The sequence below is a fragment of the Pseudonocardia hierapolitana genome, assembly GCF_007994075.1.
Lineage (GTDB): Bacteria > Actinomycetota > Actinomycetes > Mycobacteriales > Pseudonocardiaceae > Pseudonocardia > Pseudonocardia hierapolitana.
Window position 1 is genome coordinate 258,997 of record NZ_VIWU01000001.1, and the last position, 18,964, is coordinate 277,960.

An 18,964-nucleotide genomic window follows, 5' to 3' on the forward strand; every position below is an offset into this window, starting at 1 on the left:
AGCGAACACCTGTTCGATCGACTACGGGACACGCCGGACGGTTACCATGCCGCGCCCGCCGGCGCGCTCCGTTGTCGGTGGCCCGCTCTACCGTCGGCGCGTGAACCGCACCGATCGCCTGTACGCACTGGTCGAAGAGTTGCGGGCATGCGCTCCCCGCCGCCTCAGCGCCCGTGCGCTGGCAGCCCGGTTCGAGGTCAGCGCACGCACCGTCGAGCGGGACATCTCGGCGCTCCAGCAGGCCGGCGTGCCGATCTACTCCGACGTGGGCCGCACCGGCGGCTACACCCTCGACAAGAGCCGCACCCTGCCGCCGCTCAACTTCACCCCGACCGAGGCGGTCGCGGTCGCCATCACCCTCAGCCGCAGCGAGGGGTCGCCGTACGGCCGTTCCGCACGCACCGCCCTCCGGAAGATCCTCGCGGCGATGTCGGCCGTCGACGGTGCCGCGGCCCAGGAGCTGGCCGATCGCATCCGCTTCCTGTCGCCGACGGAGCCCGGCGAGCGCGCATCGGTGCCCGCGGTGCTGGAGGAGGCCGTGGCCACGCGGCGCGTCGTCCGGATCGGGTACGTCGACCGCTCCGGTGCGGTCACCGAACGCGTCGTGGAGCCGGTCTCGTTCACCGCGGGGAGCCGCTGCTGGTACTTCCTCGGCTGGTGCCGCCTGCGGGGAGAGGGCCGGGTGTTCCGCACCGACCGGATCCGCCACGCCGTCCTGCTCGACGAGCCCGCCCCGCACCGCAGCTTCGAGGAGCTGAAGTGCGACGTACCGGACGACGTGGTCATCCGCGCGCTGAACCTGGTCTGAAACACCGACAGGGGGTTGTCGCCGGGCAGGTCGATGGTGGCGCCATGACCGACAACACCACCGCCCCCGCACCCAACACCGTCGCCTGGTTCCAGATCGGGACGGACGAGCCCGCGGCCGCCCAGGAGTTCTACGGCGGCCTGTTCGGCTGGAACGTCGTCCCGGACCCGAGCTCGGGGCCGGGCTACGACCTCGTCAGCTACGCCGGCGGCGGGCAGCCGGCGGGCGGCATCGCTCACACCGACGGCGGCGCGGCGAACCACGCCACCTTCTTCGTGCTCGTCGAGGACGTGGCGGCCGTGTGCGCCGACGCCGAGCAGCTCGGCGGCAAGGTCCTCGTGCCGCCCGTCACCACACCGAACGGGCTGGCATTCGCCCACCTGCTCGACCGGTCCGGCAACCGGTTCGGCGTCTTCAGCCCGCCCGCCTGACGAGAACGCGAGGGCCCGAGGTGCCTCCGGCCCTCGCGTCGTCAGCGACGCGCGAGCGGCACGTCGTAGGCGTCGCAGACGGCTTTCCACACCTCGCGCGGCTCGAGCCCGGCCTCGAGGGCCTCCTCCACCGTGCGCCCGCCGAGCTCGGAGAACACGTGGTCGCGGGAGACGGCTGCGGCGCGGGCGACGCCGAACTCGGTCTCCATCAGCTCCCGGAAGTAGGTCAATCGCACGCGACCACGGTAGTGGCAGGCTCCCGGTGTGCCGGACCTGCTGTCTGCCGTGTGGACGTCGCTCGGAGGTGCCGCCGACGAGCTCACCCGGCTCCGGATCACCGGGCCGCCCGCCGTGCTGCGCTCGACCTTCCCCGTCACCGCCGTGGGTGCCGCCGCGGTCGGTGCGAGCCTGCTGGCGGCGACGCGTGGCGTGCCGGTGGCCGTCGACACCCGTGCGCTCGGCGTGGCCCTGCGCAGCGAGCGCCACCTCCGGCTCGACGGCCGGACGGTCGGCAGCCCGTTCGACCCCCTGTCGGCCTTCCACCGCACGTCGGACGGCTGGCTGCGGCTGCACGCCAACTACCCGTGGCACCGGGCCGCTGCCCTGCGCGTCCTGGACTGCACGGAGGACGACGTCCCGGCCGCGATCGCGGATCGCGGTGCGCTCGAACTGGAGTCGGCGCTGCACGCCGCGGGCGGCGTCGGCGCCGCGGTGCGCACCGAGGAGGTGTGGCGCGCGACCGCAGGCCCGCCGCCCCCGCTCGTCGAGCGGCGCGTGCTGGGCGACGCCCCGCCGCGCCCGGCCCGCAGGCCGCGCGTGCTCGACCTCACCCGGGTGATCGCCGGGCCCGTCGCGACGCGCACGCTGGCCGCCCACGGCGCCGACGTCCTGCGCCTCGACGCATCCGACCGGCCCGAGATCCCGCTGCAGGCCTACGACACGCTGCCCGGCAAGCGCAGTGCCCTGCTGGACCTCGCGACGCACGGTCGGGTGCTCGAGGAACTGCTGGCCGGCGCCGACGTCGTGGTCAGCGGCTACCGACCCGGCGCGCTCGACCGGTTCGGCCTCGCCCCCGCCGAGCTGGCGCGGCGACACCCGGGCCTGGTGGTCGTCACGCTGTCGGCGTGGGGTCACGAGGGGCCGTGGGCGCACCGGCGAGGCTTCGACAGCATCGTGCAGGCCGCGTGCGGGATCGCCCACGCCGAGGGCACCGGCGGCGTTCCCGGCGCCCTGCCCGCCCAGCTGCTCGACCACGCCACGGGCTACCTGGCGGCGGCGGGCGCCCTCCTCGCGCTCGGCGAGCAGCGCCGCGGCGGCGGGACCCACCACGTCCGGCTCGCACTGGCCGGAACCGCGGCGTGGCTGCAGTCCCTCCCACGCGAGACGCCCGAGGCCATCCCCGACATCGACCCGGCGCCACACCTGGTCGACCTCGCCGCCCCGGCCGGACGGCTCACCCTCGCCGCCCCGCCGGGCGCGGTGGCCGGGACGCCGCTCACCTGGCCCGCCCCGGCCCCGTCCTACGGGACGGCCGCGGCCCGCTGGTTCGGCACCGCCGACAGATGATCATCAGTTGGGTGCGTTCCTGGCCGCATTCGGCCGACGAGGCACCGAACCCCCGATGGCCGCCCCGCCCCGATGATCACCGGCCTGGTGCATCCGCGGCCGCATGCGGCCGCCCGTGCACCCGTCCGATGATCAACCGGTCCCGGCCGATGGCCACGAGCTCGGATGGGCCGGTAGCGTCGTGTCCGTGATGTCCGTTCTCGCCCAGGACCCCACCGGCCTCTCCTCGCCGGTCGGGCGGCTGGTGATCCTGTTCGGGCTGCTGGCGTCGCTGGTCGTCCTCCTGCGCTGGTGGTGGTACAACCGCCGCCGCTGACCGCAGGGGATCACCAGCGGGTGGACTCAGGGAGCGTGCTCCGCGGCGAACGCCTCGATCTCCGCGCGCGTCCAGATCCGGTCGGCGATGACGAACCGGTGCGCGAGGCTGATCGACTCGCCGGGCGGGAGGACGATCTCCTCGTGGAACGCGGGCGAGGGGTTGAGCGCCGGGAACGGGTCGTTGCGCACGAACCACGTGATGCGGCCCCGGCTCGTCGTGCCCGCGAAGAGCAGGAGCGTCGCGCCGCCGTCGACCTCGTCGTGCTGACCCGTGTAGGCCAGCCACGGCGACTTGGTGGTGCCCATCGTCTCCGGGCCGCCTCCCCCGTCGGCCGCGATGACCTCGCCGCCGGTGAAGCCGCGCGGGCCACGCCAGAACCAGCCCGTGTAGCCGGCGTTGTGGCGGCCTGCCGTCGTGGGGCTGCCGAGCACGAGCGCCTCGTCCCGGGTGGTGGTGAGCTCGGTGGCGACGTCGAGCACCCACGTGCCCTGCGCCGGGTCGACGCCGTGGAAACGCAGGGAGCGGCGCTCGGAGGCCCACTCCTCGCCGGTGGAGGCCACCCAGGTGAGCTCCTCGGAGAGGGTCAGCTCGGCCCCGGTCAGCTCGATGAGGCCGAACGCGTCGTGCCGCATCGACCCGACGTTGTCCTTCGGCGTGTAGCCCGTGGGGTGGACGTAGGTGTTCCCGCCCCAGAAGTTCTGCCCGGACACGTGGGACCACGTCATCTGCAGGCCCTTGTGCCAGCGGTGGTCGTTCGGCCGGTACGCGGACACGAGCCCGCCGGTGAGCGTCCGCATCGGGTGCAGGTACGGCTTGGGCGCCTCGAAGGCGGCGATGTCCTCGCCGTAGACGTAACGGGCGATCTCGACCTCGCCCGCGGCGACCCCGATCGCCGTGCCGTGCTCGTGGGTGACGGTGAGCGGGGTCATCGGGCGGCCTCCGCGCGCTCGGGGCGGTAGAGACCGCCACCGTCGAGCCGGTAGTAGAACGGGTTGCGCGGCTCGAGCTCGTTACGGAAGACGGGCCTGCCGGTGATCGCCGACTCGTAGAGGCCGGTGATCAGCTCCATGCTGCGCCTCCCGTCGGCGCCGCTGGCGGGGGGACGCTCGCCGCGGTCCATCGCGTCCAGGAACGCCGTGAGCTGGACGCTGTGGGAGCTCGCGAGGTCGGTGGTGGGGAGCCAGCCCGCCGGGTCGACGCCGTCGCGGGCCGTCCACGTCCAGTGGGAGTTGTCGTACCCGTACAGGTGCGAGACCTCGACGGTGGCGCCGGTGAAGTCGAACCGCAGGTAGCTCTCCTGCCGCGGCGACAGCACGCTGTTGACGACCGACACGAGCGCCCCCGACTCGAACGCCACCGCCGCGATGGAGACGTCCTCGGTGGCGACGTCGCGGTCGAGCGTGCCCATCATCGCGCGGATCTCGCGCCAGTCGCCGAGCAGCGACAGGAGGAGATCCATCTGGTGGATGCCGTGCCCCATCGCCGGGCCGCCACCCTCGGTCTCCCACTTCCCCCGCCACGGCACCGCGTAGTAGGCGTGGTCGCGGTACCAGAGCGTGTGGCAGACGCCGACGAGCGGCCGCCCCAGCGTGCCGTCGGCGATCTGCCGGCGCAGGGTCTGCGCGGCCGAGCCGAACCGGTGCTGGAACACGTAGCCGACGTACGGGCCGCCGCGGCGCTCGTGGCCGGCCAGCTCGTCGTACTCGGCCAGCGACAGCACCGGCGGCTTCTCGCACCACACCCATGCCCCGGCGTCGAGGCTCGCCCGGACCCCGTCGTGGTGGGCGGCAGGCGGGGTGCAGACGACCACGAGGTCCGGCCGAGTCGCCTCGAGGGCGGCCGTCAGGTCGGTGGCGTGGTGTGCGATGTCCCACTCGGCCGCGAACGCCGCGGCGCGGTCCCCGTCGGCGTCGACGACCGCGACCACCTCGGCCCGGTCGGGGTGGTCGCGCAGTGCCGGCATGTGCCGGCCCGCGGCGATCCCGCCTGCCCCGACGATCGCGACCCGGTACCTCGTGCTCATGCGACTCCCTCGGCTGCCCACCTGCGAGCGCACGCAGCCTCGCCGTCGCGGGAGCGAACTGTCAAGAAAGCGCTTGCCGGGCCGTGCGCCGCCCGGCCGAGCTGGCGGCCACCAGGTAGGGGACGGCGATCACGGCGGCCGCCACCCCGAGCGCCGCGTACGACACGCCGGCGACCACGACCCCGGCCGCGATGCCCCCGACGGCGCCGCTGACGTTCATCGCGACGTCGGACAGGCCCTGCACGCCGGCGCGCACCCGGATCGGCACGGACTCGCTGAGCAGCGCCGACCCGGCGACGAGGCCGCCCGACCAGCCGAGCCCGAGCAGCACGAGCCCCGCGGTGAGCAGCCACGTGTCGGCCGGTCCGGCCAGCGCGCTCAGCACGCCTGCCCCGAGCAGCAGCGCGGCGGCCAGCGCGAGCACCGGGGGGCGGCCCACGCGGTCGGCGAGCCAGCCGAAGAGCGGGCTCAGCGCGTACATGCCTGCGACGTGCAGGCTGATCACCAGTCCGACGACCGCGAGCGTCGCGCCGCCGTGGTCCATGTGCACCGGTGTCATCGACATCAGCCCGACCATGATCAGGTGACCCACGACGATCCCGCCGAGCCCGAGCAGCGCGCCGGGTGAGGCCAGGAGCGCGGCCCGCACCTCGGCCGCGCGCGGTGGCGGGCCGGTGTCCGGCGTCGCAGCACCGCGGGCGAGCAGCAGCGGGTCCGGCCGCAGGCCCACCCACGTGCCGAACGCGGCGAGCGTGAAGGCGCAGGCGCACAGCAGGAACGGGCCGGTAGCCGGTTCGAGCCCGATCGCACCGGCCACCCCCTGGACCGGACCGGCGAGGTTGGGGCCTGCCACCGCTCCCACCGTGGTGGCCCAGACGACCATGGCGAGAGCGCGGGCCCTGCCTTCGGGGGCTGCGAGGTCCGTGGCGGCGAAGCGGGCGGCCAGCCCGGCCGCCGTGGCCGACCCGACGAGCACGAGCGCGACGAGCAGGGCGGGCGCGCTGCCCACCGACACGGCGACCACCGCCGCCGTCCCGCCGAGCGCCGCCACGGCGTACCCGGCGCTCAGCGCGGGCCGCCGTCCCGAGCGCGTCGCCACCCGCGAGACGACGAACGACGCCGCGGCGGCGCCGAGCACGATGCCGGTCTGCGCCAGCCCGCCCACCGCCTCCGACCCGGAGAGCCGGCTGGCGACGAGCGAGCTGACGGCGATCGTGGTGGCCACCCCGACCCCGCCGAGCACCTGTGCCGCGGCGAGCACGACGAGGATCCGGCGCTGGAGGGCGATCTGGGCGGGCACTCCCTGATCCTGGTGGGCGGACGCCTGCTACGCCAGGCGGTTCTCGATCTAGACGGCCTTGTGGAAGCCGCCGTCGACGAGGACGTCCGCTCCGGTCGTGCTGGCCGAGCGGGGCGAGGCGAGCAACGCGATCATGTCGGCGATCTCCTGCGGGTCGAGCAGCCGCCCCGTCCGCACGGCCATCGCCTCCGGCGCCACCTGTTCCAGCACCGCGTCGCGGTCGGCACCGAACGCGGCGGCGAGGACGTCCGCGGCGCCGCCCTCGTCCGTCCACCACGGCGTGCGCACCGGTCCCGGCGAGACGCTGTTCACCCGCACGCCCTGGGGCGCGAACTCCTCGGACAGCGCCTTCGTGAGGGTGGTGAGCGCCGCCTTCGCCGCGGCGTAGTCGGCGTTCATCGCGCCGGGCTGGCGCGCCACGGCGGACGACACGTTGACGATCGACCCACCACCGCGCCCCACCATCACCGGGATCGCGGCCCGGATCGCACGCACGGCCGAGAGCAGGTTGAACTCGAACATGTCCCGCCAGTCGGCGTCGGTGAGCGGGAGGAAGGAGAAGCGGGGCAGGGTCGCGCCGGGCGGCGGCCCGCCCGCGTTGTTGACGAGGACGTCCAGGCCGCCGAAGATCTCCACGGCGTGCGCGACGACGGCGGCCGGCGCGTCCGGATCCGTGAGGTCGGCGGGGAAGTGCACGAGGCCGGGGCCCGCGAGCGCGTCGAGCTCCGGGCTGCTCTTCCGCGAGGCCGCGACGACGTGGGCACCCTCGGCGCGCAGGGTGCGCGCCGTCGCGAGGCCGATGCCCTTGCTGCCGCCGGTGACGACGGCGACCTTTCCGGTGAAATCCAGTTCCATGCCGACGAGCCTGGTGCCGGTCAGCCACCGGTTCCGGCGGAAATCGGACCCGGGACACCGGCGTCCGATTTCCGCCGATCGCTCCGTTCGGGGTGGTCGGCGTAGGTCAGCGAGAGGCCCCCGTCGCGCGAGAGCCGGGTCATCGCGGCCGCCGCCCCGATCAGGAGGATCACCCCGACGCCCTCGGCGAGCTCCTCGACGTGGTAGCCCATGACGAAGCCAATCCCCTCGTTCCCCGCCGCCATGAACATGCCCTGGACGACCTCGAGGCCGAGCCCGGCGGCGAGCATCAGCCCGATGCCCCCGATCAGCAGCGCACGGGCACGGGCGTGGACCCGGACGGCGAGCATCGTCACCGCCACGGCGACGCCCAGGCCTGCGAGCGTCCCCGGGATCAGCCAGTAGAACGGGAAGTCGCCGGTCTCGGCGACCACGAGCCGCCCCAGCTCCTCGGAGCGCTCGTGCAGCTGGCTCTGGTCGTCCAGCGAGAGGAAGGCGAGCACGGCCGCGGTGACGAGCCAGTACGCGGCGCCGGGCGCCCCGGCGTTCCGCGCGACCACGAACGTGGCGAAGTGGGCGAGCGCCGCCGTGGCCAGCAACGCCACGCTCCACCAGGTGGGCAGGTTGTGCTCGACGAGCACGTCGACGAACAGGCGCAGCGCGCGCCACGCGGGATGCGCGGGATCGGCGAGTACGAAGCCGAGGCTGAGCAGCGTCAGGGCCACGCTGACCCCGCCGAGCCACCACCAGACCGCCGTCGGGCGCATCGGCACGGCCTCGCTGCCGGGGACCGCAGCGCGGTGCCGCACCGCGAGCCCGTCGCGGTGGCGGACCAGGACCAGCGCCCGACCCGCGGCTGCCGCCATCAGCGCGGCACCGACGTTCCCGCCCAGCTCCCCGAGGTGCGCGACGATCACGGCTGCGGGCTCGGCATGCCCGCCGAGCAGGGCGGCGAGGAACGCCCCGGCCACGGCCGACACCAGGAGCACCACGCCACCGCCCACCATCAGGCGGCCCGACGGGGCGCCGACCCGTGCCGCGAGCAGGATCAGCACCCCGGCGAGCACCGGCACCAGGACGGCGGCCGTCGTGAACCAGTTCCGGGTGAGCGCCTCCTCTCCGAGCACGAGACGGCCGATGCCGCCTAGCCTGCGGTGCACCCCGCTGAGCTCGGCGAGGGAGAACGCCCCGACGATCCCGGCGGCCGTGAACCAGGCACCCGCCCCGGCCACCGCGCCTGCCCTCGCGGCCGCGCCAGTCACCGCGAACACGAGCGCCACTGTGATGAGCAAGGTGGTGCTCCACCAGGCGGGCAGGGTGTTCTCGCCGAGCGCGTCGAGCCAGCGCGCGAGCTCGGTGCGCGCGTCCCGGTCCGGACCGGCCGTCGCGACGGCGAGGCTCACGCCGGTGAGAACCGTCGAAATGATCAGGACCATTCCGACCGGATGAAAAGGCAACCGCCGGGCACCGAAATCGATCATCGGCCGACTCCTCGTCTCGAGCACGTGGCTGAACGGAAGAGCAAGGCGAGGTTGCCACACGACATCACAATGGTGCGGCAGGCCGGGCGTCAGGAATTGCGCGTGTCGTTCATGGAACGGGATGCGCAATGGGTGCGATCGGCTGATCGACTGCTCACACCCAGTTGTCCGGGTGCTTGTCGCGGACGGCACCCAGCTCGATCCCGTGCTCGAGCAGGGCCTTCGCAGCGCACAGGACGGTGGTGTATCCGCCGGTGGACCCGGCGATGTACTCGATCACGTCGTCGCCGGTGCCGCTGAAACCCGGATCGTCGAGCGAGCCGGTGAAACCGGACTCGGTGATCGTGACCACCGTCCCCTCCTCCCGCGGCGTGAACCGGAACTCGACGGTCAGGCCGTCACCCCCACCGGTTGTCAGGACGAACCGCTCGGGCGCCTCGAACTCCTTCACCAGCACGGTGTCGGTCACGCCGTACATCTCCCATTCCCACCGCACGGTGGCGCCCGGCGCGAGCGGGCCGCTGCTCCTGGTGAACCAGAACCGGGTGGTGATCGCGGGATCGACGAACGCGGTGAAGACCCCCGCGGGCGGGCGGCGGATCAGTGTCGAAGCCTCGACGTTCGGCATCGCTCAGCTCCTCCACGCCTCGGCCGGCACCGGGGGAAGCGTGGTCCCGGTCTCCAGCAGCGTCTTGAGGTCGGACAGCAGGTGCGGCCAGCCGGTGCTCGCCATCGCCCGCATCGTGCTGTCGGTGGGGAAGTCGTCGTGGACGACGGTGAGCTTGACGGTCTCCCCGAACGGCTCGATCTCGAACGTCACGCGCGACCGGCTCTCGGCGGCGAGCGTGGCGCGCACGTCGTCGGCGATGCCGTTCAGGCTCGCCCACTCGGGCGTGGGCGTGTGCCAGGTGTAGGCGAGCCTGCGGTGCGGCTCGGCCTCCAGCACGACCTGGTCGGGGTCGACGATCCGCTGCCCGTCCTGTTCCCAGACCATGGCCGACCCGGGACGCCAGTCGGTCTCGAACGAGATGCCCCAGTACCGGCGGGTGAACGCCGGGTCCGTGAGCGCCTTCCACAGCTGCTCCGGCGTGGTCTTGATGAAGGTGGTGTACACGAAGGCGGGCTCACCCATCGGTGACTCCTCCAATGCCTGTTTGAGGTCGGCGAGCGCCTCGACGCGCCGCCGGTCGTACTGGTGGATCCAGCGGTCGGCGATCGCGTGGATCGGCACCGCGTTGAGGTAGTGCAACTTCTCCCGGCCGTTGCGAACGGTGGTCACGAGGTTCGCCCCCTCCAGCACCGCGAGGTGCTTGCTGACCGACTGCCGGGCCATCTCCAGGCCCGCGCACAGCTCGGTCAGCCGCTGCCCGTTGCGCGCGTTGAGGCTGTCGAGGAGCCGGCGACGGCTCGGGTCGGCCAGCGCCTTGAAGATCTCGTCCATCCCCTGCCCCGGTCGGTCATGCAGCCGTTCGGCTGCCTTTCCACGATAGGCAGCCAATTGGCTGCATGTCAATGCGCGCGCAGACTGGCGGCGTGACCGTGATCGCCGTCCCGTTCCACCTCGACGAGCACCTGCCCACCCTGGAGCTCCCGCTCCCCGCCGACCGCACGATCGCACCGGACCTGCCGGCCGGGTCGCCGTGGGAGCGGATGGCGCTGCTCTACGCCGAGGTGGCGGAAGCCGTCGCGGCCGAGGTGCGAGCGGGCCGCGTCCCGGTCGTCGTGTCGGGCGACTGCACCGCCTCGCTCGGAGTCGTCGCCGGCCTGCAGCGGGCCGGTCACGATCCGCGCGTGGTCTGGTTCGACGGCCACGCGGACGTCCAGACCCCGGAGACGACGTCGTCGGGCTACCTGGGCGGGTTCCCGGTGCGCCAACTGGTGGGCGGCTCGGACCGCACCGCCCCCGACCGGCTCGGGCTGCGTCCGGTCCCGGAAGGGGACGTCGTGCTGGTCGACGCGCGCGACCAGGACCCGCCGGAGGTGGAGTACCTCGCGCACGCGGCGATCCGGCAGGTGCCGGTCGAGGAGGTCGGCGACGCGCTGCCGCCCGCGCCGGTGTACCTGCACGTCGACGTCGACGTGACCGACCCCGACGACCTGCCGGGCCTGATGATCCCCGCGCCCGGCGGGCCCTCACTCGCGGCGGTGACCGCGGCCGTCCGGACCGTCGTCGCCGCGGGTGGCGTCGCCGCGGTGGGGATCGCGTGCACCTACCGGCCCGGCAGCGGAACCCACCGGGAGCTCGCCGGACTGGTCGCGGCGCTGTCAGGCCTCGAGTAGGCGCGCGGCGGCGCGACGGGCCTGCTCGATTGCATCGGCCTGCCCGCCTGCCGTCACGGCGACGTTCGCGCCCTCGTACAGCACGTGCAGCTGCGCACCGAGGTCCTCGGCGCCGTCCACGAGCTCGGTGAACAGGGCGCGCATCGCCGCCTTCTCGGCGCGGATGACCGGCTCCCCGGGATGGTCCGTGCCGCCGATCTCCGCGTGGGCGTTGACGAACGCGCAGCCGCGGTCCTGCTCGGCGAGCCACTCCTCGAGCGCGCCGAAGACGGCCAGCGCCCGTTCCCGCCCCGGCGGCACCCGCTCGACGTACTCCCGGACGAACGCCTGCCACCGCCACGCCCGCCGCCGCAGGTACAGCGCGACCAGCGCGTCCTTGCTGCCGAACCGGTCGTAGAGGGTCTTCTTCGTGGTGCCCGCGACGTCGGCGATCAGATCCACGCCGACCGCGCGGATCCCCCGGCGGTAGAACAGCTCGGCCGCCGCGTCGAGCAGCCGCTCCCCCGCGGGCGTGAGCGGTGCGACCTCGAAACCGGTGCTCATAGACTGCGAGTATACCGACCGGTGTGGTTACCTCGAGCTCATGGATCGACGGACGGACGCGGCGGCGGGCGCGGCACTCGTCGTGCTGTGGAGCTCCGGCTTCATCGGGGCGGAGCTGGGCACCCGCTACGCCCCCGCCGACACGCTGCTGGCCTGGCGCTATGTCGTGGCGGGCGCCGTGCTGGCCGGGCTCGCCGCCGCGCTGGGCACCCGGCTGCGCCTGCGGGCGCTGCTGCGCCAGGGCACGCTCGGGCTGCTCTGCCAGTGCCTGTACCTGGGCGGGGTCGTCACCGGTGTCGGGCTCGGCGTGCCCGCCGGCACCACGGCCCTGATCGCCTCCGTGCAACCGTTGCTCGTCGCCATCGCGGCCGGACCCGTGCTCGGCGAACGCACCGGGCCGCGCGGTCGCGTCGGGCTGGCGCTCGGCCTGGTCGGTGTCGGCATGGTCGTGGCAGGCGACCTCGGCCTGGGCGACGCGCCGTGGTGGGCGTTCCTGCTCCCCGTCGGCGGGATGGTGGCACTCACCACCGGAACGGTCCTGGAACGGCGGTGGCGTCCCGCCGAGTCACCCCTGGAATCCCTCACCGCCCAGACGGTCCTCGCAGCGGGCGTCTTCGTCGCGGCGGCCGGGGTCGGCGGGCACCTGCGGCCGCCCGCCGACCCGGGATTCTGGTGGGCCGTCGCCTGGGTGGTGGTGCTGTCGTCGTTCGGCGGCTACGGCGCGTACCTGCTGGTGCTGCGGCGCAGCGGCGCCGTGCGGGTGAGCACGCTGCTCTACCTGACCCCGCCCACCACGATGCTGTGGGCGTTCGTGATGTTCGGCGAGGTGCCCGGCCCGCTCGCCGTGCCGGGTGTCGCGGTGTGCGCGGTCGGCGTCGCCCTCGCGCTCGGGGATAGGCCGTCCCGCGCCCCCGATCGAGACATGGTGACCGCTCGCCCCGGCAGTTCAGGAAAGCCACCTTCCTGAACCGTCAGGACAGGAACGTGGCTTCCCTGAACCTCGGGGAGGCCTCGCACATCCGGGACTGTCGGGGTGCGGGCGCATCATGGATCCCGTGAGCGCGCTCGACGGTTTCTCCCCCGCCACCGCGGACTGGTTCCGCGGGGCCTTCGCCGCGCCCACCGCCGCCCAGGAGGGCGCCTGGTCTGCGGCGCAGGCGGGCAGGCACGCGCTCGTCGTCGCGCCCACCGGCTCGGGCAAGACCCTGGCCGCGTTCCTGTGGGCGCTCGACCGCCTCGCCGCCGGGCCACCGGCCGACACCGCCCACCGGTGCCGGGTGCTGTACGTCTCCCCGCTCAAGGCTCTCGCCGTCGATGTGCAGCGCAACCTCCGCTCCCCGCTCGCCGGCATCCGCCAGGCCGCCACCCGCCTCGGGCTGCCGGTCCCCGACATCGCGGTCGGCATGCGCACCGGCGACACCCCCGCCGACGAACGCCGCCAGTTCGCCCGCACCCCGCCCGACGTGCTTGTCACCACGCCGGAGTCGCTGTTCCTGCTGCTCACGTCCGCTGCGCGCGAGTCGCTGCGCGGCGTCGAGACCGTGATCGTCGACGAGGTGCACGCCGTCGCAGGCACCAAGCGGGGCGCCCACCTGGCGCTGTCCCTCGAACGGCTCGACGAGCTGCTGACGAAGCCCGCGCAGCGGATCGGGCTCTCGGCCACCGTGCGCCCGATCGACGAGGTCTCCACGTTCCTCGCGGGCGCGCGGCCGGTGGAGGTGATCCAGCCGCCCATCCCGAAGACGATCGAGGTGTCCGTCGAGGTCCCGGTGCCCGACCTCGCGGCGCTCGACGAGCAACCCGCGGTGGGCAGCTCCGACGAGGAGGTCATCGGCTCGGCGGCGGGCACCGCCCAGCGGCCGTCGATCTGGCCCGCGGTGGAGCGGCGGCTGCTCCAGCTGGTCCGCGAGCACCGGTCCACGATCGTCTTCTCCAACTCGCGGAGGCTGGCCGAACGGCTCACGGCCCGGCTCAACGAGCTGGCCGCGGAGGAGGTCGAGGAGGCGGCTGATCTCGACACCGTGCTCGACACCTTCCCGGCCGAGGCGATCGGCCAGTCCGGCATCGGCGGCGGCGCGCTCCCCACCGTGGCGAAGGCGCACCACGGGTCGATGTCCCGCGAGCAGCGCACGCTCGTGGAGGAGGAGCTCAAGAGCGGCCGGCTGCCCTGCGTGGTGGCCACGTCCAGCCTCGAGCTGGGCATCGACATGGGCGCCGTCGACCTCGTCGTGCAGGTGGAGGCCCCGCCGAGCGTGGCGTCCGGGCTGCAGCGGGTGGGGCGGGCGGGCCACCAGGTCGGCGCGGTCTCCCGCGGGGTCGTGTTCCCGAAGTACCGCGGAGACCTCGTGTCCTGCGCGGTCGTCGCCGAGCGCATGACGTCGGGTGCTATCGAGTCGATGCGCTATCCGCGCAACCCGCTCGACGTACTGGCCCAACAGGTCGTCGCGATGACCGCCCTCGAACCGTGGCAGCTCGGCGACCTCGCCCGGGTGGTGCGCCGCGCGGCGCCGTTCGCCGCGCTGCCGGAGTCGGCGCTGCACGCGGTGCTGGACATGCTCGCGGGGCGCTACCCGTCCGAGGAGTTCGGCGAGCTGCGCGCCCGCATCACGTGGGACCGCGTCACCGACACCCTGCATGGCCGCCCCGGCGCGCAGCGCCTGGCCGTCACCTCGGGCGGCACCATCCCCGACCGGGGCCTGTTCACGGTCATGACGCCCGGCGGGGCCGACGGGCGCGGCTCCCGCGTCGGCGAGCTGGACGAGGAGATGGTCTACGAGTCGCGCGTGGGCGACACCTTCCTGCTCGGCACGTCGAGCTGGACGGTCCAGGACATCACCCACGACCGCGTGATCGTCACACCGGCGCCGGGGCAGCCTGCGCGGATGCCGTTCTGGAAGGGCGAGCAGATCGGGCGACCGCTGGAGCTCGGCCGGGCTGTCGGGGCGTTCGTGCGGGAGATGGCGGGCCTGTCGGAGGAGGCCGCGCGCGAGCGGGCCACGGCCGCGGGTCTCGACGCGTGGGCGGTCGACAACCTCGTCGCCTACCTGCACGAGCAGCGCGAGGCCACCCGCCACGTGCCGAGCGACCGCACCATTCTCGTCGAGCGGTTCCGCGACGAGCTGGGCGACTGGCGCCTGGTCGTGCACTCGCCGTTCGGGTCCAAGGTCAACGGGCCGTGGGCGCTCGCGATCGCGGCCCGGATGCGGGAGCGGCGCGGGGTGGAGGTGCACGCCTCGGCCGCCGACGACGGGATCGTGCTGCGGCTGCCCGACGCCGTCGACGACTCCGGCGCCGAGGTCACGCCCACCGCCGAGGACGTGTTGCTCGACCCGGCCGAGGTGGAGCAGGTCGTCGTCGCCGAGCTGGGCGGCTCGTCGCTCTACGCGTCCCGGTTCCGGGAGTGCGCGGCGAGGTCGCTGCTCCTCCCCCGCCGCGACCCACGCCGGCGCACCCCGCTCTGGCAACAGCGCCAGCGCGCGTCGCAGCTGCTCACGGTGGCGGGGCGCTACGAGCAGTTCCCGGTCACCCTGGAGGCGATGCGCGAGTGCGTGCAGGACGTGTACGACCTGCCCGGCCTGCGTGAGCTGATGGGCGACGTGCAGTCGCGCAAGGTGCGCGTGGTCGAGATGACCACCCCGGCGCCGTCGCCGTTCGCGCGCAGCCTGCTCTTCGGCTACGTCGGGATGTTCCTCTACGAGTCCGACGCCCCGCTCGCCGAACGCCGGGCCGCGGCGCTCTCGCTCGACTCCACGCTGCTCGCCGAGCTGCTCGGGTCGGAGGCCATCCGCGAGCTGCTCGAGCCGGAGGTGGTGGCGGAGGTCGAGGCGCAACTGCAGCGGCTCGCGCCCGACCGGCACGTCCGCGACGCGGAAGGCGCGGCCGACCTGCTCCGGTTCCTCGGCGACCTCACCACCGAGGAAGCGGCTGCGCGCGGGGTGTCCGAGGAGTGGCTCCACGAGCTGGAGGCCGCTCGCCGCTCCATCCGCGTACGCATCGCGGGTGAGGAACGCTGGCTGGCCATCGAGGACGCCGGACGGATCCGTGACGCGCTCGGCGCCGCACTCCCGGTCGGGGTGCCGGAGACGTTCACCGAGCCGGTCGCCGACCCGCTCGGCGACCTCGTGCTGCGCTACGCCCGCACCCGCGGGCCGTTCGCAGCGGCCGAGTGCGCCGCCCGCTTCGGGCTCGGGGTCGCGGTCGTCGCGGGCGTGCTCGACCGGCTCGTCGGCGCGGGACGGCTGGTGCGCGGCGAGCTGCGCCCGCTCGCCCTGCAGCCCGTCGGTGCCCATGCCGTCGACCCCGTCGAGTACTGCGACGCCGAGGTGCTGCGCCGGCTGCGGCGGGCGTCGCTCGCGCGGCTGCGGGCCGAGGTCGAGCCCGTGGAGCAGCAGGCACTCGGCCGGTTCCTGCCCGCGTGGCAGGGCGTCCAGGCCGCGCCGGGCGGGGATCGACGCGGCCGGATGCGCCGGGCTCCGGGCGCGGAGGACGTGCTCGGGGTCGTCGAGCAGCTCGCCGGGGCACCGCTGCCGGCCAGCGCGCTGGAGTCGCTGATCCTGCCCGCTCGGCTGCCCGGGTACACGCCCGCGCTGCTCGACGAGCTCACCGCGGCGGGCGAGGTCACCTGGACCGGCTGCGGTCCGCTCGGCGGCACCGATGGCTGGCTCGCCGTCGCTCCGGCTGATGTGGCCGACCTGCTGCTGCCCGAGCCCGAACCCGACACGGCGGCCACCCCGCTGCACCGCGCCGTCCTGGCCGCGCTGGGCCTTCCCGACCTCGACGCCCCACCCGTCGGCGGGGGCGCGCTCTTCTTCCGCGAGCTCGCCGACCGCGCGGCGCGCACCCTGCTCGACGCCGGGGAACAGGCGCCGGCCGACGACGCGGTTGTCGGCGCGGTCTGGGACCTGGTCTGGGCCGGGCTGCTCACCAACGACACGCTCGCGCCCCTGCGCGGCCGGCTCGGGGGCGGCGGCCGGTCGGCGCCCGCCCACCGCACGCGGCGCGGCCCGGGCCGCGGCCGGTACGCGCAGCTGCGCGCCGGACGCCCCGCCATGCCCACCCGCACCGGCCCGCCGTCGGTCGGCGGGCGCTGGTCGCTCGCCGTCGCACGCGAGCCGGATCCCACCCGCCGGGCCCACGCCCGCGCCGAGGCGTTCCTCGAACGCCACGGCGTGCTCACCCGCGGCGCGCTCGGCACCGAGCGCCTGAGCGGCGGGTTCGCCGGGGTCTACCGCGTGCTGCGGGCGATGGAGGACTCCGGCCGCGCCCGCCGCGGGTACGTCGTCGAAGGGCTCGGGGCCGCTCAGTTCGCGGTACCCGGCGCGATCGACCGGCTGCGGGCGCTGTCGCGTCCCGAGGGCGGCCCGCAGGCGCGGCCCTCCAGCGTGGTGCTCGCCGCCGCCGACCCGGCCCAGCCCTACGGGGCTGCTCTTCCGTGGCCCGCCACGGTTGGCGAGAGCAAGCACCGCCCCGGCCGCAAGGCGGGTGCGCTCGTGGTGCTCGTCGAGGGTGCCCCGGTGCTGTACGTCGAGCGGGGCGGGAAGTCCCTGCTGTCGTTCGGGACGGAGCGGGAGGAGCTCGTCGCGGCCGCCCACGCCCTCGCCGGCGCCGTGCACGAGGGGTGGCTCGGGAGCCTGGCGGTGGAGCGCGCCGACGGGGTCGGCTCGCTGGGATCCGACCTGGCGGACGTGCTCACCGAGGCCGGGTTCCGCGTCACGCCGAAGGGGTTGCGGCTGCGGGCCTGACGACCGGTGGGTGGTCGAGCCACCCGCGGGCCGGCGGAGGCGCCCAGGGATGATCTCGCCGCGGCGCGTCCCCCGAACGGGTCGGCTGCGGAGGAGGAGCGGGTGGGAGAGCATGCGGGAGAGGAGTCGGAGGAGGAGCGGCGGAACCGCAGGCGGCGACGGCGCGAGGAGCGCCGGGACACGGCCGACGCGGTCGGCGACACCTGTGAGTTCATCGACTCGGTGCGCGGGTGCGGCACGGGCTGCTCGCGGCTCGGCAGGGGGCGAGGCGGGAGCGACGGGTGCAGCTGCGACGGGCCCTGCGACTTCCCGCTCCTGCGCGTGTCGCCCCTGCTCCTCGTGGCCGCTGCCATGGTGCCGGCACGCGGGGCGAGCGGGTTGGTGCGCGCAGCCCTGCTCGGCTACCAGCGGTGGCTGAGCCGCTTCACCCCCGTGTGTCCCTCCACACCGAGCTGCAGCGCGTACGCGCTCGGCGCCGTCGCGCGCCACGGCGCTCGCCGCGGGCTCCGGCTGGCCGCCGCACGGGTACGAGGCTGTTCGTCATGACGTGGTGAACTCGCACCAGAGCGGTAGGTGGTCGGAGATCCGCCAGGACAGCTGCACTTCCGTGTCGGCCGGGACGATCCGGTTCGTGAAGTCGAAGGTGCCCGCGTTGACGAACGGCATCGACAGTTTGGCTCGGCCGTCGGGGAACCAGGCGATCTGATCGTAGAAGTGCTGGTTGTCGGGTCCGGCGTCCGGATCGTCGAAGATGGTGCGTGGAATGTGGTTCAGCGCTGCAGGCGGCTGCAGGCCGGTCGAGGTGAACGCTTCGTAGAGCGGGTCGCCGCGCCGGTCGATGTTGAAATCACCCAGGGCGATGAGGTTCTCACCCCACGGGTCCTTGCTCGCCGACCACCGGGCCAGCCACTGCGCGATCGCGCTCAACTCCGGAATCCGGTCGGCCGGGGCGTCGCCGTAGAGGACGTGCAGCGTGACGAGGGTGAAGCGGACGTCGTCACGGGCGAAACCGACCGCGTAGGGGGTCCGGGCGAACTGCTCGGTCATGCTGCCGACCGGCACGGCGGCATCCTTCGCGGCGACGACGAGCTCGCAGGCCAGCCCGGAGGGTCGCAGGCGAGTGGTGTCGTACACGAACGCGAGGCGCTCGCTGTTCCCGGCCCGGCCGTCGGTGACGTCGGTGACCAGGAACGCCCACTGCTCACCCAGGTCGCGCATCATCGTCTGGAAGGCCAGGGCGCTGCGGCGCACCTCCTGAACCGCGACGACGTCGAAGCGGCGGACGATCTCGGCGATGCATGCGACGTTGCTGCGGTCTCGGATCGGCGAATCCCCGCCCACCGATCGCCACTTCGCATCGAACCGGTCGAACGCGCGCACGTTCCAGGTACCGACGAGCAGGTTCGTCGGCGTCTTGGCCCGGAGCTGCCGGTCCAGCACGCCCGACAACGCCGCGAGCTGGTCGGCCACGTCGGCCGGGGGAATGTCGACTGAGTCCGGCATCGGAGCTAGGACCTCCTCGAGCCCGATCGACAGCAGGAGGGGGCGCCGGGCCGAGAAATACCCGCCCGGCCAGGGCCCACCCGAATGCGCGATCGTCGGCCGGGCGGTGGCGGA

18 protein-coding genes are annotated in these 18,964 nt (G+C 74.2%); 8 read left to right on the forward strand and 10 right to left on the reverse strand.

The annotated features are described in order from the left end of the window. The first annotated feature begins 100 nt into the window (after positions 1-100). Both FHX44_RS01270 and FHX44_RS01275 read left to right on the forward strand, forming a co-directional pair. Positions 101-808 carry a helix-turn-helix transcriptional regulator gene (locus FHX44_RS01270; protein WP_212612286.1) on the forward strand — a complete coding sequence of 236 codons (708 nt, stop codon included), beginning with the start codon at positions 101-103 and terminating at the stop codon, positions 806-808. Between the two features lie 44 nt (positions 809-852). Continuing rightward, positions 853-1,239, forward strand: a complete 387-nt coding sequence (locus FHX44_RS01275; protein WP_147253761.1) for a VOC family protein — start codon at positions 853-855, stop codon at positions 1,237-1,239. Positions 1,240-1,280: 41 nt separating this feature from the next. Here FHX44_RS01275 and FHX44_RS01280 read toward each other — a convergent pair whose 3' ends face one another. Further along, positions 1,281-1,475, reverse strand: coding sequence for a DUF3046 domain-containing protein (locus FHX44_RS01280; RefSeq protein WP_147253762.1), 195 nt, complete (start codon positions 1,473-1,475; stop codon positions 1,281-1,283). A gap of 28 nt (positions 1,476-1,503) precedes the next feature. Between FHX44_RS01280 and FHX44_RS01285 the strand changes: the two genes are divergently transcribed. Next, complete coding sequence (locus FHX44_RS01285) at positions 1,504-2,805, forward strand: CoA transferase (RefSeq protein WP_212612287.1); 1,302 nt, start codon at positions 1,504-1,506, stop codon at positions 2,803-2,805. A gap of 187 nt (positions 2,806-2,992) precedes the next feature. Continuing rightward, the gene (locus FHX44_RS43725; RefSeq protein ID WP_281287970.1) at positions 2,993-3,121 is read left to right on the forward strand and encodes a hypothetical protein; all 129 of its coding nucleotides are present in this window, start codon (positions 2,993-2,995) and stop codon (positions 3,119-3,121) included. A gap of 26 nt (positions 3,122-3,147) precedes the next feature. Here the strand turns inward: FHX44_RS43725 and FHX44_RS01290 are convergent, their stop codons facing one another. From FHX44_RS01290 to FHX44_RS01320, 7 genes are all read right to left on the reverse strand, one after another. Further along, positions 3,148-4,053 carry a DUF6807 domain-containing protein gene (locus FHX44_RS01290; protein ID WP_147253763.1) on the reverse strand — a complete coding sequence of 302 codons (906 nt, stop codon included), beginning with the start codon at positions 4,051-4,053 and terminating at the stop codon, positions 3,148-3,150. Next, the gene (locus tag FHX44_RS01295) at positions 4,050-5,147 is read right to left on the reverse strand and encodes a Gfo/Idh/MocA family protein (protein ID WP_147253764.1); all 1,098 of its coding nucleotides are present in this window, start codon (positions 5,145-5,147) and stop codon (positions 4,050-4,052) included. The genes FHX44_RS01290 and FHX44_RS01295 overlap by 4 nt, the downstream gene beginning before the upstream one ends. 61 nt (positions 5,148-5,208) lie before the next feature. Next, positions 5,209-6,447: an MFS transporter gene (locus tag FHX44_RS01300; protein ID WP_147253765.1), complete on the reverse strand. Its 1,239-nt coding sequence runs from the start codon at positions 6,445-6,447 to the stop codon at positions 5,209-5,211. 48 nt (positions 6,448-6,495) lie between these two features. Continuing rightward, complete coding sequence (locus tag FHX44_RS01305) at positions 6,496-7,302, reverse strand: SDR family NAD(P)-dependent oxidoreductase (RefSeq protein WP_147253766.1); 807 nt, start codon at positions 7,300-7,302, stop codon at positions 6,496-6,498. Between the two features lie 20 nt (positions 7,303-7,322). Beyond that, positions 7,323-8,738, reverse strand: coding sequence for a hypothetical protein (locus FHX44_RS01310; protein WP_147253767.1), 1,416 nt, complete (start codon positions 8,736-8,738; stop codon positions 7,323-7,325). Between the two features lie 199 nt (positions 8,739-8,937). After that, the gene (locus FHX44_RS01315; protein WP_147253768.1) at positions 8,938-9,411 is read right to left on the reverse strand and encodes an SRPBCC family protein; all 474 of its coding nucleotides are present in this window, start codon (positions 9,409-9,411) and stop codon (positions 8,938-8,940) included. Positions 9,412-9,414: 3 nt separating this feature from the next. Beyond that, the gene (locus tag FHX44_RS01320) at positions 9,415-10,224 is read right to left on the reverse strand and encodes an ArsR/SmtB family transcription factor (protein WP_147253769.1); all 810 of its coding nucleotides are present in this window, start codon (positions 10,222-10,224) and stop codon (positions 9,415-9,417) included. A 92-nt stretch (positions 10,225-10,316) separates the two neighbouring features. Here FHX44_RS01320 and FHX44_RS01325 point away from each other — a divergent pair, with 92 nt between their 5' ends. Beyond that, complete coding sequence (locus FHX44_RS01325) at positions 10,317-11,063, forward strand: arginase family protein (protein WP_147253770.1); 747 nt, start codon at positions 10,317-10,319, stop codon at positions 11,061-11,063. Here the strand turns inward: FHX44_RS01325 and FHX44_RS01330 are convergent. Continuing rightward, entirely contained in the window at positions 11,049-11,606 is a 558-nt protein-coding gene (locus tag FHX44_RS01330; RefSeq protein ID WP_147253771.1) for a TetR/AcrR family transcriptional regulator, read from the reverse strand. The genes FHX44_RS01325 and FHX44_RS01330 overlap by 15 nt on opposite strands. A 40-nt stretch (positions 11,607-11,646) precedes the next feature. On the opposite strand from FHX44_RS01330, the gene FHX44_RS01335 reads away from it, so the two are divergent. The 3 genes from FHX44_RS01335 (at position 11,647) to yidD (ending at position 17,893) form a co-directional block, all read left to right on the forward strand. After that, the gene (locus tag FHX44_RS01335) at positions 11,647-12,573 is read left to right on the forward strand and encodes a DMT family transporter (RefSeq protein WP_147253772.1); all 927 of its coding nucleotides are present in this window, start codon (positions 11,647-11,649) and stop codon (positions 12,571-12,573) included. Between the two features lie 79 nt (positions 12,574-12,652). Continuing rightward, the gene (locus FHX44_RS01340) at positions 12,653-17,347 is read left to right on the forward strand and encodes an ATP-dependent helicase (protein ID WP_147253773.1); all 4,695 of its coding nucleotides are present in this window, start codon (positions 12,653-12,655) and stop codon (positions 17,345-17,347) included. Positions 17,348-17,449: 102 nt separating this feature from the next. Continuing rightward, positions 17,450-17,893, forward strand: a complete 444-nt coding sequence (gene yidD, locus FHX44_RS42625; RefSeq protein WP_212612288.1) for a membrane protein insertion efficiency factor YidD — start codon at positions 17,450-17,452, stop codon at positions 17,891-17,893. Here yidD and FHX44_RS01350 read toward each other — a convergent pair. Continuing rightward, complete coding sequence (locus tag FHX44_RS01350) at positions 17,888-18,850, reverse strand: endonuclease/exonuclease/phosphatase family protein (protein ID WP_147253774.1); 963 nt, start codon at positions 18,848-18,850, stop codon at positions 17,888-17,890. The two genes, yidD and FHX44_RS01350, sit on opposite strands and share 6 nt — an antisense overlap. Positions 18,851-18,964 lie beyond the last annotated feature (114 nt).

What these genes read in the sequence shown, in the direction of transcription:
- FHX44_RS01275 (WP_147253761.1), top strand. Translation starts at nt 853, where the DNA reads ATGACCGACAACACCACCGCCCCCGCACCCAACACCGTCGCCTGGTTC.
- FHX44_RS01290 (WP_147253763.1), bottom strand. Translation starts at nt 4,053, where the DNA reads ATGACCCCGCTCACCGTCACCCACGAGCACGGCACGGCGATCGGGGTC.
- FHX44_RS01295 (WP_147253764.1), bottom strand. Translation starts at nt 5,147, where the DNA reads ATGAGCACGAGGTACCGGGTCGCGATCGTCGGGGCAGGCGGGATCGCC.
- FHX44_RS01305 (WP_147253766.1), bottom strand. Translation starts at nt 7,302, where the DNA reads ATGGAACTGGATTTCACCGGAAAGGTCGCCGTCGTCACCGGCGGCAGC.
- FHX44_RS01310 (WP_147253767.1), bottom strand. Translation starts at nt 8,738, where the DNA reads ATGGTCCTGATCATTTCGACGGTTCTCACCGGCGTGAGCCTCGCCGTC.
- FHX44_RS01315 (WP_147253768.1), bottom strand. Translation starts at nt 9,411, where the DNA reads ATGCCGAACGTCGAGGCTTCGACACTGATCCGCCGCCCGCCCGCGGGG.
- FHX44_RS01320 (WP_147253769.1), bottom strand. Translation starts at nt 10,224, where the DNA reads ATGGACGAGATCTTCAAGGCGCTGGCCGACCCGAGCCGTCGCCGGCTC.
- FHX44_RS01330 (WP_147253771.1), bottom strand. Translation starts at nt 11,606, where the DNA reads ATGAGCACCGGTTTCGAGGTCGCACCGCTCACGCCCGCGGGGGAGCGG.
- FHX44_RS01335 (WP_147253772.1), top strand. Translation starts at nt 11,647, where the DNA reads ATGGATCGACGGACGGACGCGGCGGCGGGCGCGGCACTCGTCGTGCTG.
- FHX44_RS01340 (WP_147253773.1), top strand. Translation starts at nt 12,653, where the DNA reads ATGGATCCCGTGAGCGCGCTCGACGGTTTCTCCCCCGCCACCGCGGAC.
- FHX44_RS01350 (WP_147253774.1), bottom strand. Translation starts at nt 18,850, where the DNA reads ATGCCGGACTCAGTCGACATTCCCCCGGCCGACGTGGCCGACCAGCTC.